This window comes from Xanthomonas sp. 10-10 (assembly GCF_040182365.1).
In the GTDB taxonomy this organism is placed as follows: domain Bacteria; phylum Pseudomonadota; class Gammaproteobacteria; order Xanthomonadales; family Xanthomonadaceae; genus Xanthomonas; species Xanthomonas arboricola_F.
On the sequence record NZ_CP144460.1, the window covers coordinates 1,655,026 to 1,671,336 of the forward strand.

Consider the following 16,311-nt stretch of genomic DNA (forward strand, 5'->3'; position numbering starts at 1 on the left):
GCGCGCCGGCAGTCAACGCGAGTACGCGTACGGCCCGAACGTGGCGCCCAGAAAACCGCCGGCCGTCTCGGTGCTGAGCAGCAGGGCGTCGCCCTGTTCGAGCAGCGTCTGCCACTGACCGTTGCCTACCGCGAAATCCACATGCACGCGCGCGCCGTCCAGCGCAAAGCGCAGCTGCACCGGTTGGGTCGCATCGGGCAGCGGCGCACGTGCCAGCACGGTGCCGGTGCCGGGGTCCTGCAGGCCTGCGCGGCGATACAACACGACAGCGGCGCCGGCCTCGTCGCGCACCAGCATGGCCGCCAGGAAGTGGCTTTCCTTGGCCACCATCGCAAGGCCTGCCTGCTCGCCGATTGCCAGCGCGCTGCCATCGACAGTGGCCACCAGCGTGGCGTGGTGATGCTGCAGGCGATGGCCCAGATACGCGGGTTGACCGCGGCCGATATCGCCCAGCGCCACCTGCGAGGGGGTGATGCGCAGACCCTGCGGGCCGGTCAGGTACCACGGCTGGGTAGGCGGGTGGAAGGTCATCCATTGCATCGGCACGCGCGCCTGTTGAAAGCGCTCGCTCCATTGCATCGGGCCGCTGGTGGGCAGGGCCTGGGTGCCGGTCGGCAGTGCGGGGCGCGTGGCGATCGGCGGCACGGCGCTGCCATGCGGCAATACCTGCGGCCAGCCGTCGCGCCATTGCACCGGCAATAGAAAGGTTTCGCGGCCAAGCGCATAGTGGTTGCCCTGATACGGGCGGGTGCCCAGGAACACCGCCCACCATGTGCCGTCCTGGAGCTCGACGAACTGTGCGTGCCCGGTCGAGGTGATCGGTGCGCTGCGGCTCGGGTCCAGGTCGCGCTGGGTCAGTACCGGGTTACCGCTCCAGGGCTCGTAGGGGCCGGTGATCTGGCGGCTGCGGTAGATCATCTGCGCATGCTGCTCGCCGGTGCCGCCTTCGGCTGCGGTGAGGTAGTAGTAGCCGTCGCGGCGGAATAGATGCGGGCCCTCGATATGTTCGGGATTGGTGGCCGGTTGAAAGCCCGAGTCCACGATCACCTGACGTGTGCCGACCAGCGTCATGCGGGTCAGATCCAGCTGCTGCAGCCAGATGGCGCGGTGTCCGTCGTAGCGCAGCTTGCCGGCCGGCACGTCGTTGTTGACCAGCCAGGCGCTGCCGTCGTCGTCGAAGAACAGCGACGGGTCGATGCCCTTGGCGTCGAGCCAGATCGGGTCCGACCACGGACCGGCCGGATCGGTGGCGGTGATCAGGAAGTTGCCGCCGTCGCAGTAGAAACAGGTGTTGGCAATGTAGAAGGTGCCGTCGTGGTGGCTGATGCTGGCGGCGAACAGGCCGCGGGTCAGCTCGTCGCGGCCGTAGTCGATCTGGTCGGGGCGATCGATCGCATTGCCGATCTGGGTCCAGTGCACCAGGTCGCTGCTCTTGAACACCGGCAGGCCGGGAAAGTAGCCGAACGTGGAGTTGACCAGATAGAAGTCGTCGCCGACCCGGATCGCGGACGGGTCCGGATAAAACCCGGCCAGCACCGGATTGCGGTACTGCGTCTCGGTCGGCAACGCGCCGCCGTCATCGCCCTGGTAATCCACCTGGGTGATCAGCGCGCTGCCGGCATGGGCCAGCTGGCAACTCACGGCGGCCATCAGGCCCAGTATCCATCCGACTCGTTTCACGACAGGTCCCCCGATACGCGTCCACTGGCCTGACGCCAGCCTCGCGGCAGCATGACAGTTCTGCGCCTGGCACGGCATGACGTTTTTGCCATGCCGCAGGCGCGTGCTGGCATGGCTGTGCGCAACGCGGTCGCTGGGCGCGGATCGGTGCGCCTGCCACTTCGCTGCAACATTGCTGACATATCGTGCGCGCGGCGCCATGCTGCGCCTCCTGCTGGCAGGCCCGTGCCGCACGGACTCATCTTCGCGTCTTCATCCAAGGATCAACCCGCATGTCGTTGTACTCGTCTGTCTCTCCGTCGCTGACGTCCGCTGTTGCGCATCTGTATGCACGTGCACCGCAACGCACGCCGCTGGCGCGCGCCTGCGCCGGTCTGCTGCTCGCTTCGATGGCCGCTGCCGCATCGGCCCAGCAGGCGCCGGCCAGCCAGGGCGAGGGCAGCCCCACCGCGCTGGACGCGGTCACCGTCACCGCCGAGCACCGCGAGCAGAACCTGCAGGAGGTGCCGGTGTCGGTGGGCGTGGTGCAGGGCGCGGCGATGCGGCAGTACACCGCCGGCGGCGACGACACCTTGCTGGCGCTGTCCGGCCGCGTGCCGGGCTTCTACGCCGAGACCACCACCGGGCGCATCTTTCCGCGCTTCTATATCCGCGGCCTGGGCAACATCGACTTCTATCTCGGCGCGTCGCAGCCGGTGTCCATCATCCAGGACGACGTGGTGCTGGAGCACGTGGTGCTCAAGTCCAACCCCGTCTACGACGTGGATCAGGTCGAAGTGCTGCGCGGCCCGCAGGGCACCCTGTTCGGCCGCAATACCACCGCCGGCATCGTCAAGTTCGATACCGTCAAGCCGGGCGACACCTACACCGGCCGCGTCGACGCCAGCTACGGCAGCTACAACACCGTGTCGCTGGACGGCGGCTTTGGCGGGCCGATCAACGATGTGCTGTCGTTCCGCGTGTCGGCCCTGTATCAGCACCGCGACGACTGGGTGGACAATACCTTTGCCGGCAGCAGCGCCGATGGCACGCGCACCCCGCGCAAGGATGCGATGGGCGGCTACAACGACCGCAATGCGCGCCTGCAGGTGCTGCTCAAGCCCAACGATGCGTTCTCGCTGCTGGGCTCTGTGCACACCCGCGACTACGACGGCACCTCCACGTTGTTCCTGCGCAACGCAGTGACGCGCGGCAGCGACAAGGTCGACGTGCCGCGCGACCGCGTGGCCTACGACGAGGCCAACGACAACCCGCAGGCCTACAAGACCGATGGCGGCTCGATCAAGGCGATCTACGACTTCGGCGGCGTGTCGCTGACCTCCATCACCGCCTACGAAACCACCTCCGGCTACAGCCGTGGCGACACCGATGGCGGCGCGGCGGCCAACTATCCGGTCAACGGCGTGCCGAACGGCTTCGGCCAGTCGATGGGGCAGATCCGCGACCTGGATCAATACACCCAGGAGCTGCGTCTGGCCAGCGAAGGCGACGACGCACTGCAATGGCAGGTGGGCGCGTTCTACTTCGATGGCCGCGACACCACCGACTTCTATCAGCGTGCGTATTTCCTGCGCACCGCCGCGCGCAACCCCAACAACTGGGTGCGGCTGCGTAACACCAATACCTCATGGGCCGGCTTCGGTCAGCTCAGCTACAAGGCCACCGATGCGCTCACCTTGACCGCCGGTCTGCGCCAGACCAAGGACAGCAAGGAGACCCGCCTGCTCAAGACCGCCGATACCGCCGCCGGTGCGGTGACCTATCGCGGCCGTCGCGATGTGCGCATGTCCGACACCCAGCCCAGCTGGGACCTGAGCGCGATGTATGAACTCAACCCGGACCTGAGCGTGTATGCACGCGTGGCACGCGGTTTCCGCGGCCCCACCATCCAGGGCCGCAGCGCGGTGTTCAATTCGGACTTCACCACCGCCGATTCGGAAACCATCCTGTCCTGGGAAGCCGGCATCAAGAGCAGCCTGTTCGACAACCGGCTGCGCCTGAATGTCAGCGGCTTCACCTACACCGTCGACGACATCCAGCTCAACGGCAACGATTCGGACGGCAACGGCGTGCTGTTCAATGCCGACAAGGCCAAGGCCTACGGTCTGGAAGCGGACCTGGACTGGCGCCCGATCTCCAACCTGTCGCTGACCGCCGGCCTGAGCCTGCTGCACAGCGAAATCCAGGACAGGCGCGTGTTTGCGCAGGCCTGCGCGCTCAATGGCGTAGTGGTGTGCACGGTCAACGACCCGACCATCCGCGTCGGTGCCAACACCTTTGCGCAGATCGACGGCAACCCGCTGCCCAACGCGCCCAAGTACAACCTCAACCTGGCCGCGCGCTACGACATCCCGATGGGCAACGATGGCGCGTTCTTCGTTTCCACCGACTGGAACAAGCAGGGCGAAACCAGCTTCGTGCTGTACGACTCCACCGAGTTCCGCGCCGACGGCAACTTCGAAGGCGGCCTCAAGCTGGGCTACACCGGCGGTTATGGCGCGTGGGAAGTGGCGGCATTCGCGCGCAACATCACCAACGAAAAGAACGTCAAGGGTGTGATCGAAAACTACATGGCGGCGGTCTATAACGAGCCGCGCATCGTGGGCGTGTCGGTCAACGTCAACTGGCAGTAACGCCTGCCTGGGGCAAGGCCGCGGCGCAGCCCTCGCGGCCCTGTCCGATGTGTCAGCCAAGCCAGCGGCGTGGATGCGCCGCTGGCTTTGTCATCTCAGCCTTGGCTCAGGACCGAGCGCACCCAGCTGACGATCTGCGCGCTGCTCACCGCGCCGGAATGACGGCCGATCTCATGTCCACCGCGGATGACCAGCAAGGTCGGGATGCTGCGGATGCCAAAGCGCGTGCTCAGCGCCGGATGCAGATCGGTATCCACCTTGGCCAGCCGCACCTGCGGCTCCAGCGTCGCGGCAGCGGCCGCAAACTGCGGTGCCATGCTCAGGCACGGCGCGCACCACGGTGCCCAGAAATCCACCACCAGCGGGAGCGCGCTGCGCACGGCGTGCTTGTCGAAATCTGCCGCCGACAACGCCACCGGTGACCCCAGAAACAACGGCCGATGGCAACTGCCACAGTTGGGCGCATCGTGCAGGCGTGCGCGCGCCACGCGGTTCATGGCAGCGCAGTTCGGGCAGGCGATCAGAAGCGGTGCGTCGGTCATGCGTATGGTCTCCGATGGGCAGGCAGCGCGTCGCTACGCCAGACATCGCCGGCGGCGATTGCGGCTGCATGCCACCAGTGTAGCGGCCGCTGCCGACGCTGCTGGGCCCGCAGACCGGTGGCCGCACCAACTGCGTGCGGCCGCCATGCGATCGCGCGTGCAGACGCGCGCTGCCTCGCTCAGGCCGATTGCCCAAGGGTCACGATCGGGACAAAGCCGCCGTAGATCATGCGTTTGCCGTCGAAAGGCATCGGGTTGACCGACGGGTCCATGCGCGGGTCCTCCATCATCTTGCGCATGCCGGCATCGCGGGTGGCCTTGTCGGGCCATTCAATCCAAGAAAACACCACGATCTCGTCGTCGCTGGCATCGACCGCGCGCTGGAAGTCAGTCCACTGGCCGCGCTGGACATCGTCGCCCCAGCACTCCACCACACGCAATGCGCCATATTCCAGGATCACGGCGTCGCCCATGCGGGCGTGCTCGATAAACGCATCCTTGTTGGCTGCAGGCACTGCAAGCACAAAGCCATCGATATACGACATAACCGCCTCCGCTGACATGGCGCACGGCGTGCGCCTGATGATGACGAACAGATCTAGTTGCGATCGAAGAACCAGCAACGCAGCGCCCGGGCCAATGGCGCCAGGGCATCGGCTGCGAGCATACGGTGCATTGCCGCAACTGGCACTGCTCGTGCTCGCATGACGCCAGGATGCAGGCGTTGAGCCCGGTTGTGCGCTTCAAGACCTAGCGGTGATGGCCACCCACAATCGATGAGCTCGCCCGGCGCGGTTGCGAGGCTGGACTACCTGACGGGCGGTTATCGCAACACGCCTGTGTCGGGCATCGCGTGGGATGCAAGGCGCACTGCGCAACGCTGCTGCAAGCGTGGCGTGGTGCGCCAGTGCGTTACCTGGCGGCCGGCGCGTGCCGGGTCATGCAGCCAGGTTGTGCCGCCGCAGTCTTGCTTCGAACACCACATTGCCGCCCTCGTTGCGGGCCTGCAGCGTCCCGCCGTGCGCCCTGACGAACTGGTCGGCAATGAACAGCCCCAGCCCCAGTCCCTGGCTGGCATGGAAGCTGGCCTTGAACGGCTCGAACAGGCGCGGCATCAGGCTGTCGGGAATATGCCCGGCATTGCGGACCGACAGGCGCAGCACGTCGCGCTCGCGGCCATCCAGATGCACCTGCACCGGATGGCTGCCGCCATGCAGCACGGCGTTGCCGACCAGGTTGGACACCACCTGTGCCAGTCGGTCGCCGTCGCCGTCGCCGTCCAGATCGCCTTCGGTGCGCAGGTCGATGGCGGTGTGCGGGTTGGCCTGCGCCACCTCGCCGACCACGCTGTGCGCCACCTCGCCCAGATTGCAGGGGCCGAACTGCATCGACAGCCCGTCAGTGCGCAGGCGCGAGAAATCCAGCAACTGCTCGACCATGCGCGCCATGCGCCGGGCGCTGTTTTCCAGGTGTTCGAGCGTGCGTGCCGCCGAGCCTTCGCCGTCGACGTCCAGGCTCAATTTGTCTGCGCACAGCAGGATCACCGACAGCGGCGTGCGCAGGTCGTGGGTGAGCACTGCCATCATGGTTTCGTTGAGCGCGAGCGCGCGCTCCAACGAGGCATTGCGTGCCTTGAGCAGCCGGCGCTGCTGATACAACTCGATGAATACGTTGACCTTGCTCAGGATCACGTGCGGCTCGATCGGCTTGTGCAAAAAGTCCACTGCACCGGTTTCGTAGCCCTGGAATGCGCGCATCGGATCGTTCGGCGAGGCGGTCAGGAAAATGATCGGCACATGCCGGGTGCGCTGCGAGCCGCGCATCAATTCCGCCAGCGAAAAACCGTCCATTTCCGGCATGTGCACATCGAGCAGGGCCAGCGCCACATCGTGATCGAGCAGCAATTCCAGCGCGTGCGCACCAGAGGATGCGCACAGCACCTGGATGCCGTCGCGTTGCAGCAACGCTTCCATCGCCACCAGATTCTGCGGGACATCGTCCACGATCAGGAGCTTGGCGGGTTCGTCGCGGTGTGTGGCAAGACCGGTCGCGGTGAGGTTCATGGGTGAAAGGCTTCCAGTCGGCTGCAGATCGCCTGCAGGGTCAGCACCGCATCGGCACCGGCGTGGGCAAGGGCGGAGGCGGGCATCAGCGGAGACGCGGCATCATCGGGTCGCTGGATCCAGGCGGTGCCGCCGGCTGCACGCACCGCGGCCACGCCGGCACTGCCATCGCTGCTGGCGCCGGTGAGCAGGATCGCAAGCAGGCGTTCGGCAAACACGTCCGCGGCCGATTCGAACAGGGGGTCGATTGCCGGGCGCGAAAACAGCACCGGCGCATCCATCGACAACGCCAGGCTGTCGCGGGTTTCCACCAGCAGGTGATAATCGGGCGGGGCAATGGTCACGGTGCCGGTGCGCAATGGCTGCTTGTCGTCCGCCTCGCGCACCGGCAGCGCGCAACGCGCATCCATCAGCTCGGCCAGATGGCTGGTGCGGTCGCGTGGCATGTGCAGCACCACCAGTACCGGCATCGGCAGGTCTGCCGGCAGGTGGGACAGCAGCGCCTGCAGCGCCATCACGCCACCGGCGGATGCGCCGATCACGATGGCATCGAACCGCCGGGGCGCGGGCATGCTGCTCATGCGGCCTTCCGGTACAGCCGTTGTTCGCGTGCGCAGGTTTCAAAGGCCTGCGCATGCGCGCCGAATTGCAGCGATTCCTTGCTGCCCAGGCCAAGAAATCCGCGGTGCACCAGCGCATCGAAGAACAGGCCCACGGCACGGTCCTGCAGGGTGCGGTTGAAATAGATCAGCACGTTGCGGCACGACACCAGATGCACTTCGGAAAACACCGTATCGGTGGCCAGGCTGTGATCGGCGAAGACGATATTGCGCTTGAGGCGGCGATCGAACACCGCGCCGTCGTAGGCGCTGGTGTAGTAGTCCGACAACGACCCGCGGCCGCCGGCCTCCAGATAGTTGCGGCTGAACTGGGCAATGCGATCGATGCCGTAGGCACCGGCTTCGGCCATGTTCAACGCTTCGGGATTGATGTCGGTGGCGTAGATGACGGCTTTTTCCAGCAGGCCTTCTTCGTGCAGCAGGATCGCCAGCGACCAGACCTCTTCACCGGTGCTGCAGCCGGCCACCCACAGTTTGATCGACGGGTAGGTACGCAGGACCGGTACCGCATGTTCGCGCAGCACGCGGAAGTACGCCGGGTCGCGAAACATCTCCGACACCTGCACGGTGAAAAACTGCATCGCCTGCGCAAACGCGTCGGGTTCGTGCAGCAGCCGGTGCTGCAGATCGGCCACGCGTGCGCACTCGAAGCGCGCCATGGCATGGCGCATGCGCCGCCGCAACGACGACACCGCGTAGTCACGGAAATCGTAGTGGTAGCGCTGGTACACCGCTTCCAGCAGCACACGCAGTTCCAGGTCGAACAGTTCCACTGGATTCATTGCCGCGAGCACCACACCCGGCACAGCGACACCAGCTTGTCCACGTCGATGGGCTTGGCGATGTAGTCGTTGGCACCGGCCTCCAGGCAACGCTCGCGGTCGTCGGCCATCGCCTTGGCGGTCAGCGCGATGATGGGCAGATCCTGCCACTGACGATTGGCGCGGATCTGACGCATCGCGGTGATGCCATCCATCTCCGGCATCATGATGTCCATCAACACCAGGTCCACCTCGCGCTCGGCCAGGCGCTCCAGCGCCTCGCGGCCATTGCGTGCGATCTGCAGGGTCACACCCAGCGGTTCGAGCACGCTGGACAGCGCAAAGATGTTGCGCACATCGTCTTCGGCCAGGAGTACGGTGGCGCCGTCGAGCACCGCATCGCGGCGACGCGCTTCGCGCAGCAGGCGTTGCTGGTCGCTGGGCAGCGAGGCTTCCACGCTGTGCAGAAACAGCGTCACTTCGTCCAGCAGGCGTTCGGGTGAGCGCACGCCCTTGATGATGATGCTCTTGGAATAACGGCGCAGGCGCTGTTCTTCGTCGCGCGTCAGTGCGCGCCCGGTGTAGACGATCACCGGCGGGAAGGCGACCGCATCGTTACCGGCCATGCGTTCGAGCAGGTCGTAGCCACTTCCATCGGGCAACGCCAGGTCGGTGACCATGCAGTCGAAGGTGGAGCCCGCCAGCTGCGCCATCGCCTCGGCAATGCTGCCCACCGCAACGATCTCCAACTGGTCGCGCGCCAGCAGCAGCTGCAGGTTTTCGCGCAGGGCGCTGTCGTCTTCGACGATGAGCAGGCGGCGCACCGCACGCGCGTTGGTATCTTCCAGTTGACGGATCGCACCGGCCAGCAACTCGCGCGTTGCCGGCTTGATCAGATAGCCCACCGCGCCCAGTTCCAATGCGATCTGGCTGCGTTCCAGCGCCGACACCACGTGCACCGGAATGTGGCGGGTCGCGGGGTCGCGCTTGAGGCGTTCGAGCACGCTCAGGCCGGAGGCATCCGGCAAGCCGATGTCGAGCAGGATGCCGCTGGGGCGCAACTCGGCGGCCAGCTGCAGCGCTTCTTCGGCGCTGGGGGCAACCACGCAATCGAAGTCCATCTCATGCGCCAGGTCCACCAGTGCCTGCGCAAAGCGGGTGTCGTCTTCCACCGCCAGGATCAGCCGACCGCTGCGGGTGCGTTGATCGCGGTCGTCCTGCGCACGTTGCTGTTGCGCAGCGCTGGGCGCAGGAATCGGCAGCGGCACTGCCGTGGGTGCAGCGCTGCCGGGTGCGCCAAGCCGCGCAGCCATTGCGGTGCCGGTGGGCTGATGCAGGGGCGCGGTAGCGTTGATCGCGCTCGATGGCGACGTCGCGTTCGCCTCGGTGGCGCTCATCCCTTCTGCCGGCGCGCCGTCGGTCGGCAATTCCAGGGTGAAGCAACTGCCGCGACCGGGTTCGCTGTCCACGCTGATGCTGCCGCCCATGCGCTGTGCCAGATCGCGCGAGATCGACAGGCCCAGGCCGGTGCCGCCATAGCGACGTCGTGTGCTGCCGTCGGCCTGACGGAACGCTTCGAAGATCACATCGGTCTGCTCACGCGCAATGCCGATGCCGGTGTCGTTGACCTTGAACAGCACCCGTCCCGGCGCACCCGCCTGGATCGAAAGGCTCACCGTGCCGCGCTCGGTGAACTTGATCGCGTTGGCCAGCAGGTTCTTGAGGATTTGTTGCAGCCGCTGGTTGTCGACCACCAATTGCGTCGGTGCGGCGGCTTGAACGCCGATCTCCAGGGTCAAGCCCTTCTGCCGCGCCATCGGTTCAAAGGTGTCGCGCAGGCGTTGCAGCACCGCGTCGGTAGCGACGGTTTCGTCGGCCAGTTCCACATGCCCGGCTTCGATCTTGGACAGGTCCAGGATGTCGTTGATCAGCGCCAGCAGATCGTTGTTGGACGACAGGATCGCCTGCGCGTACTTCACCTGATCTGCGCTGAGCGTGCCGTCTTTGTTGTCGGCGAGCAGCTTGGCCAGGATCAACGCGCTGTTGAGCGGGGTACGCAGCTCGTGCGACATGTTGGCCAGGAACTCCGACTTGTAGCGCGAGGCGGTGGCCAGTTCGTTGCCATTGCGCACCAGCTGGCCTTGCGCGATCAGCAGTGCCTGCTTCTGGGCTTCCAGTGCCTGGGTGCGCTCCTCGAGCTGCACATTGGTCTGTTCCAGCTCGGCCTGCTGCTGCTCCAGATCGCTTTGCGACTGCTGCAGGCTGCGGCTCTGTTCTTCCAGTTCTTCGTTGGCCACGCGCAGCTCTTCCTGCTGCGTCTGCAGTTCCTCGCTCTGTCGTTGGGTTTCTTCCAGCAGGGACACCAGCTGCGCGCGCAGCAGCGCGGTGCGCAGCGCCAGGCCGATGTTCTCGCCGCAACGCACCAGCACTTCTTCCTCGCGCGTGCCCGATGTCTGCGCGCTGGTGACCCGGCCCAGCTCCAGCAGACCGATCACGCGGCCATCGGCGGTCACCGGGGCCAGCAGCAACTCCTGGCACGCGCTCTGGCCCAGGCCGGAGGCAATCTGCAGATGCCCCGCATCCACGCCATGCACGCGACGCACCGTGCCACGCTGCAACACCTCGCCCCATTGGCCGGCGTTGCTGGGCAGCGTTCTGGGCATGTCGACCGGCAGCGCCGCACCGCCGGTGAGCCGCAGCCGTTCGCCTTCCACGCGGTACAGTGCGCCGACCTGCGCATCCAGGGTGTCGCACAGGGCGCGTAGCGCCGCATTGGCCAGATCCTCAGGGCTTTGATCGCCGCGCAGGCTCGCTTCGACGGTGTTCTCTGCCTGCTGCAGCCACAACGCCAGCTCGGCCTGACGTCGCGCGCGGATCGCCTGCGTCACCACCAGCGCCATCGCCACAAACGAGACGCCGCCGATGCTGCGGTTGATCGACGAGAAGCTCGAATTGGTGCTGGGCGGCGCCAGATGGAAGCCGATTGCCAGCAGCACGCACGACAGCACACCCACCACCAGTGGCGCCTGCGGGCGGTTCTGGAACACCGTCACGCCCACTGCCACGAAGTAGGTCAGCCATACCGCATACCCCAGCGGCGTGACCAGCTCCACGCCCAGCGTGCCAGCCATCAAGGCCCCCGCGATGACCCAGATCCAGCGGTCGCGTGTGGTCGAGATGTTCTGCATGGGGCACGCGTACCGACTTGAGAGGGCGGTCATGGTAGCCGATAAGTTTCACGGGCCAATCGCCGGGTTTTTGACGCTTTTCCGGCCGGGTTGGCTTGCACGCAACCTTCACGGCAACGTCACTAAGGTCGCGCGCTTTTGCAGGGGAACATCGCGCGATGGAGACGGAAACGGCCATCGGCAGCATCGGGCCGCTGTCGCACGACAGCCGGCAGTGCCAGCTGTTGGTGCAAAGCGTCTCCGACTACGCGATCTATATGCTCGACACCGGCGGCTACGTGCGTAGCTGGAATCCCGGCGGTGAGCGTATCAAGGGCTATTCCGCTGCCGAAGTGCTTGGTTCGCATTTTTCGCGCTTCTACCTGCCCGAGGATGCGCAGCGCGACGAGCCGATGCAGAACCTGGACATCGCCAAACGCCAGGGGCGGCTTGCTGCCGAAGGCTGGCGCGTACGCAAGGACGGCAGCCGCTTCTGGGCCAGCGTGGTGATCGAGCCGGTGCTTGAATTCGGCGTGCTGGTAGGGTTTGCCAAGATCACCCGCGATGTCACCGACCGTCATGAGGCGCAACGCCTGTTGCAGCAGGCGCAGCACGCGCTGTTGCATTCGCAGAAAGTCGAGGCGCTGGGCCGGTTGACGCTGGGCATGGCGCACGACTTCAACAACCTGCTGACGGTAATGGTGACCAGCCTGGATCTGATCGCGCTGCGCGCCGGCGACGATGCGCGCACGCGCATGCTGGTGGAAGCGGCGCAGACCGCGGTGGATCGCGGCACCTTGCTGACCCGCCAGCTGCTGGCCTTCGCGCGTGGGCAGCGCCTGGTGCCGGAGCGGCATGCCGCCAACGCGGTGGTGACGCGCACGCTCGAGCTGTTGCGCCGCGCCTGCCCGGCCGGAGTCGCGCTGTCGCTGGACTTTGCCGAGGCGCTGCCGGATGTGCGCGTGGACTCCAGCCAACTGGAATCGGCGCTGCTCAATCTGGTGTTCAATAGCTGCGACGCGATGCCGGCCGGTGGCGCCATCACCGTGATCACCGCCGCGCAGCAGCGTATTGCACCGTCAGCGCCGCAAGGGACGCAGCGCAGTTATGTCAGCATCGCCGTGCGCGACAATGGCCCCGGCATGTCGGTACAGGTGGCGCAGCGCGCCAGCGAGCCGTTTTTCACCACCAAGGATGTCGGCAAGGGTTCCGGCCTGGGATTGAGCCAGGTGTATGGCTTTGCGTCCCAATCCGGTGGCTTCGTCGATCTGGAAACCGCACCTGGGTGCGGCACCACCGTCACCCTGTTTCTCCCGGCCATCGAGGAGGCCGAGCATGACTGAATCCCTGCGCCTGTTGATGGTGGAAGATCAAGAAGAACTGCGCGAGTTGATCGGCGAGGCGCTGCGCGATGCCGGCATCACCGTCGACACCGCCGACGATGCGCAAGGCGCCTTGCACATGGTGCGCAACAGCGGCCCCTACGATGTGGTGTTCAGCGATATCCGCATGCCCAACGGCATGTCGGGAATCGAATTGAGCGAGCAGGTGGCGCAATTGTTGCCGCAGGCGCGCGTCATCCTGGCATCGGGCTTTGCAAAGGCGCAGTTGCCGCCGCTGCCGGCAGGGGTGGATTTTCTGCCCAAGCCCTATCGCCTGCGTCAGCTCATCGACATGCTGAAGGGCATCCCGGCCAACGCCTGAGCACCGGCTGCGGGCGCGCGTCCGCTGCCGGCTCAACGGCTCTGGTAATAGACCTTGTCGATGGCGATCTCCACCGGTGCTGCCGGCGGATCGGCCACCAGCATGAAAGGCTGTTTGACCGCCTGCAGGTCCAGGTCGTAGAACGCACTGAGTGGAATGCTCACTTCGTGCCAGGCGCCATCGCGCACCAGGCCGTACTGGTTGCCGCCGGCCGCAAAATCCACCCAGCTATCGCCGAAGCTGGTGTTGATGCCGATCTTGAATGTCGATGCCGTGGTGGTCTTTAGCTGCAGCTTGAGCGCACCACCGGCGTAGGCGGCCAGATTGCGGTAATCGCTCTGGATTCCCAGCCCATACCATGCCCCCGCATTGGCGCGATACGCCATGACATTGGATCCTTCGAACGGCGCCTGCGCGATCGGGGTGAGGTTGTTCCAGAGATACAGTTCGGCATCCTGGCCGAAGGTCAGCCGCGCGCTGGTATCGGTCTGGTCGGTGAACACGCCAAAGCGTCCGGCCGGTGTGGCGTGCTGGAAGCCCACATACAGCTGCGAACCGGGGTTTTGGTACAGGCGGATGTAGTCGACCTCCATCTTGCCCGGTAGCGGCGCGGTGACTGCGGCCGGTGAGGTCACCCCGGTGTAGGTGCCACCCACTGCCAGATTGAGTAGCAGATACTGCTGCTGATGGAACTCGTGCAACGAGGCGCCTTCGATATTGGAAACCGCAAATTCGAAATACTGCTGCCCGTCGATCGAGACGCGGATGAACTGCGGGTCCCAGGTCATGCGATACACATGGAAATCGTCATGCAGATTCACCGGGCTGGTGTAGCTGGTGTCGTAGTCGGCTTGCGAGCCGTTGTAGTCCCAATGCACGGCCGCACCGATCCGGCGATTGGCGGTGCCGTTGGCGATCGCCGCGGCCATGCCGGCTTCCATCAGATCGATTTCGCCACGCCCAGGCCACACGCCGATGGTGCCCAGCATCCAGTAGGCCGGCCATAGCCCGTTGCCGACGATCGGCGTCTTGATGCGCGCTTCGAGCGTGCCGTATCTGAAGTGCATGCGGCCTTCGGTCTTGAGCCGCGCAGAGGTGAAGGGCATGCCGCCGAACGCTTCGCGGCGCGCTTGGATGACCAGCCTGCCGTTCTCGACGCGCGCGTTGTCTGGGCGACTGGTGTAGTACTGCATTTCGCCATTGCCCCAGCCGCACAAGCCGATCTGACACCCGTTGCCGACGTCGTAGGTCCACTTGGTGCCGTCGATGGATGGCCCGTTGAAGTTGTCTTCCCACACCAGGGTCTGCGCGTGCACGCAAGGTGTCAATGCGATGCCCAGCACAGTAGCGAACTGCATGGTGACGCTGCGTACGACGCTCATGCGTATCTCCAACGATGGACCGGTGTCCGTGGAGTAGCGACGCTGCGCAGCGCTTGGTTCAGAGTCAAAGCAATTGTTCGATCTGATTCCGTTTCGTGGTGTTCATTCCGAAATAATCCATCAATGGTATGACGCCGGTCGCAAACGTCGGCTGCTGCATGTTGCGCGGCAGCAGCCTGGTGCGATCGGCACTACCCGGGGCTGGTACTCCCTTCCATCGGTACGCTTGCGTACACCCAGCAGAGCCTGGGGCTTGTCGAGGACGCATGGAGCCTGCTCAGCACATCCGGGCGACGCGCTCGCAGACAATCCGCCGGGCCTGATGCATCTGGCGCCAGCAGCATTGCCGGCGCTGCTCAATGCCCCGCATGCACCGTCCACGCGACCAGGCGGACCACCAGCGGCCGTACCACCAGCACGCAGCAGAACGCAGTGGGCATTGCGATGCGGTAGGCGTCCAGTACGCGCCACCCGAACCCTGGCGCCAGGCCTGTGTTGGCGCCGGTAATCACGATGCACATCAGCAGCGCCATGATCGCGGCCATGTAAAACGCAAACACGAACGGCGTGGCGCGTACGCCGAGTTTCCAGCGTGGGCGCGCCAGTGCGGATGGGGGTAGGGATGACGACATGCGGTGACCTCGCTTGCCGCGAACCAGCGGCGTGGTGCAACTCTAGGATGCGGGTCGCCGGGCGGGTAGATGGCGTAACCTTGCGGCTTACGTAAGCAGATCTTACGAATCGCCAGGGAATACTCGCTCGATAAATGAACATTCTTCAGTCGATTCGCAGTTTTGTCAGTACGGTCGATGCCGGAAGCATTGCCGGTGGGGCCAAGTTGCTGGGCGTCAGTGCCGCTGCGGTCAGCCAGAACATCGCTCGGCTGGAGCACCACCTGGGCGTGCGCCTGCTGCATCGGACCACCCGCAGCCTGGCGCTGACCGAGCGCGGCGCGCTGTACTTCGAACAGGTGAGGCAGCTGGAGCGAGACCTGGAGCGTGCACGGCAGCTGGTGGCCGGCCCGCAGCATGCGCCGGCCGGGCGATTGCGCGTGGCCAGCACCGCTGCATTCGCGCGTCACGTGCTCGCACCGATGCTGCCTGCGCTGCGGCAGCGTTACCCGCAGCTGGAGATCGAGCTGCTATGCACCGACCGTGCCGTGCAGCATGCGCAGGAAAGCGTGGATGTCAGTCTGCGTATCGAGGCGCAACTCGAAGATGGCCTGGTGGCACGTTGCATCGCCCAGGTGCCGATGGTGATCTGCGCAGCGCCCGATTATCTGGCCCGCTGCGGGACGCCGCAGGGCGCGGACGACTTGAAGTATCACGATTGCCTGTTGCTGCGTTACCCGGTCGATGGACGCTGCCTGCCATGGAATTTCGTGCGCAATGGCGTGCGTTTCCAGCCGGAGCCGGGCAAGGCGATGGTGAGCGACGATATCGACGCGCTGGCCACCATGGCCGCTGCCGGCGGCGGCATCGCGCGCCTGGCAGCCTATGTCGTGCAGCCTTACCTGCAGCGCGGCGAACTGCAGCCGCTGTTTGGCTCCGATCTCGGCAGCACCACGCAGGCCTTGCCGGAGCCGCTGCGGATCTACCTCTGCGTGGCCGACCGCCGCGACTTCACTCCGAAGGTGCGGGCCTTCATGGCGCATCTACTCGAACGCCTGCCGCCGGAGTGGCGCCTCGCAGAGCCGGACGCGCTGCCGACATCGGCACCCAAATCCGTCTAGGTCGGCCAACCAAACAGGGCCGGCGAC

13 protein-coding genes are annotated in these 16,311 nt (G+C 65.6%); 4 read left to right on the forward strand and 9 right to left on the reverse strand.

What is annotated here, in order from left to right; translation table 11 throughout:
- Positions 1-12 precede the first annotated feature (12 nt).
- Positions 13-1,650 carry a glycoside hydrolase family 43 protein gene (locus tag VZ068_RS07060; protein WP_349657261.1) on the reverse strand — a complete coding sequence of 546 codons (1,638 nt, stop codon included), beginning with the start codon at positions 1,648-1,650 and terminating at the stop codon, positions 13-15.
- A gap of 302 nt (positions 1,651-1,952) precedes the next feature.
- Here VZ068_RS07060 and VZ068_RS07065 point away from each other — a divergent pair, with 302 nt between their 5' ends.
- Positions 1,953-4,313 carry a TonB-dependent receptor gene (locus tag VZ068_RS07065; RefSeq protein WP_259166066.1) on the forward strand — a complete coding sequence of 787 codons (2,361 nt, stop codon included), beginning with the start codon at positions 1,953-1,955 and terminating at the stop codon, positions 4,311-4,313.
- Between the two features lie 95 nt (positions 4,314-4,408).
- Here the strand turns inward: VZ068_RS07065 and trxC are convergent, their stop codons facing one another.
- The 6 genes from trxC to VZ068_RS07095 all read right to left on the reverse strand — a co-directional run bounded on the left by trxC (position 4,409) and on the right by VZ068_RS07095 (position 11,487).
- Positions 4,409-4,855 carry a thioredoxin TrxC gene (trxC, locus tag VZ068_RS07070; protein ID WP_349657262.1) on the reverse strand — a complete coding sequence of 149 codons (447 nt, stop codon included), beginning with the start codon at positions 4,853-4,855 and terminating at the stop codon, positions 4,409-4,411.
- 179 nt (positions 4,856-5,034) lie between these two features.
- Positions 5,035-5,400 carry a DUF1428 domain-containing protein gene (locus tag VZ068_RS07075; RefSeq protein ID WP_259153267.1) on the reverse strand — a complete coding sequence of 122 codons (366 nt, stop codon included), beginning with the start codon at positions 5,398-5,400 and terminating at the stop codon, positions 5,035-5,037.
- 393 nt (positions 5,401-5,793) lie between these two features.
- Positions 5,794-6,918 carry a hybrid sensor histidine kinase/response regulator gene (locus VZ068_RS07080; protein WP_349657263.1) on the reverse strand — a complete coding sequence of 375 codons (1,125 nt, stop codon included), beginning with the start codon at positions 6,916-6,918 and terminating at the stop codon, positions 5,794-5,796.
- Positions 6,915-7,499, reverse strand: coding sequence for a chemotaxis protein CheB (locus tag VZ068_RS07085; RefSeq protein WP_259153269.1), 585 nt, complete (start codon positions 7,497-7,499; stop codon positions 6,915-6,917). Before VZ068_RS07085 ends, VZ068_RS07080 begins: the two co-directional genes overlap by 4 nt.
- Positions 7,496-8,344, reverse strand: coding sequence for a CheR family methyltransferase (locus VZ068_RS07090; RefSeq protein WP_259153270.1), 849 nt, complete (start codon positions 8,342-8,344; stop codon positions 7,496-7,498). Before VZ068_RS07090 ends, VZ068_RS07085 begins: the two co-directional genes overlap by 4 nt.
- Positions 8,317-11,487, reverse strand: coding sequence for a response regulator (locus tag VZ068_RS07095; protein WP_349657264.1), 3,171 nt, complete (start codon positions 11,485-11,487; stop codon positions 8,317-8,319). The genes VZ068_RS07090 and VZ068_RS07095 overlap by 28 nt, the downstream gene beginning before the upstream one ends.
- A gap of 158 nt (positions 11,488-11,645) precedes the next feature.
- On the opposite strand from VZ068_RS07095, the gene VZ068_RS07100 reads away from it, so the two are divergent.
- Positions 11,646-12,809, forward strand: a complete 1,164-nt coding sequence (locus tag VZ068_RS07100) for a PAS domain S-box protein (protein WP_349657265.1) — start codon at positions 11,646-11,648, stop codon at positions 12,807-12,809.
- Positions 12,802-13,170, forward strand: coding sequence for a response regulator (locus VZ068_RS07105; RefSeq protein ID WP_259153273.1), 369 nt, complete (start codon positions 12,802-12,804; stop codon positions 13,168-13,170). Before VZ068_RS07100 ends, VZ068_RS07105 begins: the two co-directional genes overlap by 8 nt.
- 32 nt (positions 13,171-13,202) lie before the next feature.
- Here the strand turns inward: VZ068_RS07105 and VZ068_RS07110 are convergent, their stop codons facing one another.
- The gene (locus VZ068_RS07110) at positions 13,203-14,552 is read right to left on the reverse strand and encodes a glycoside hydrolase family 16 protein (RefSeq protein WP_349657266.1); all 1,350 of its coding nucleotides are present in this window, start codon (positions 14,550-14,552) and stop codon (positions 13,203-13,205) included.
- A gap of 356 nt (positions 14,553-14,908) precedes the next feature.
- Positions 14,909-15,184, reverse strand: a complete 276-nt coding sequence (locus tag VZ068_RS07115) for a DUF2798 domain-containing protein (protein WP_259166057.1) — start codon at positions 15,182-15,184, stop codon at positions 14,909-14,911.
- Positions 15,185-15,318: 134 nt separating this feature from the next.
- Here VZ068_RS07115 and VZ068_RS07120 point away from each other — a divergent pair, with 134 nt between their 5' ends.
- Positions 15,319-16,284, forward strand: coding sequence for a LysR family transcriptional regulator (locus VZ068_RS07120; protein ID WP_349657267.1), 966 nt, complete (start codon positions 15,319-15,321; stop codon positions 16,282-16,284).
- Positions 16,285-16,311 lie beyond the last annotated feature (27 nt).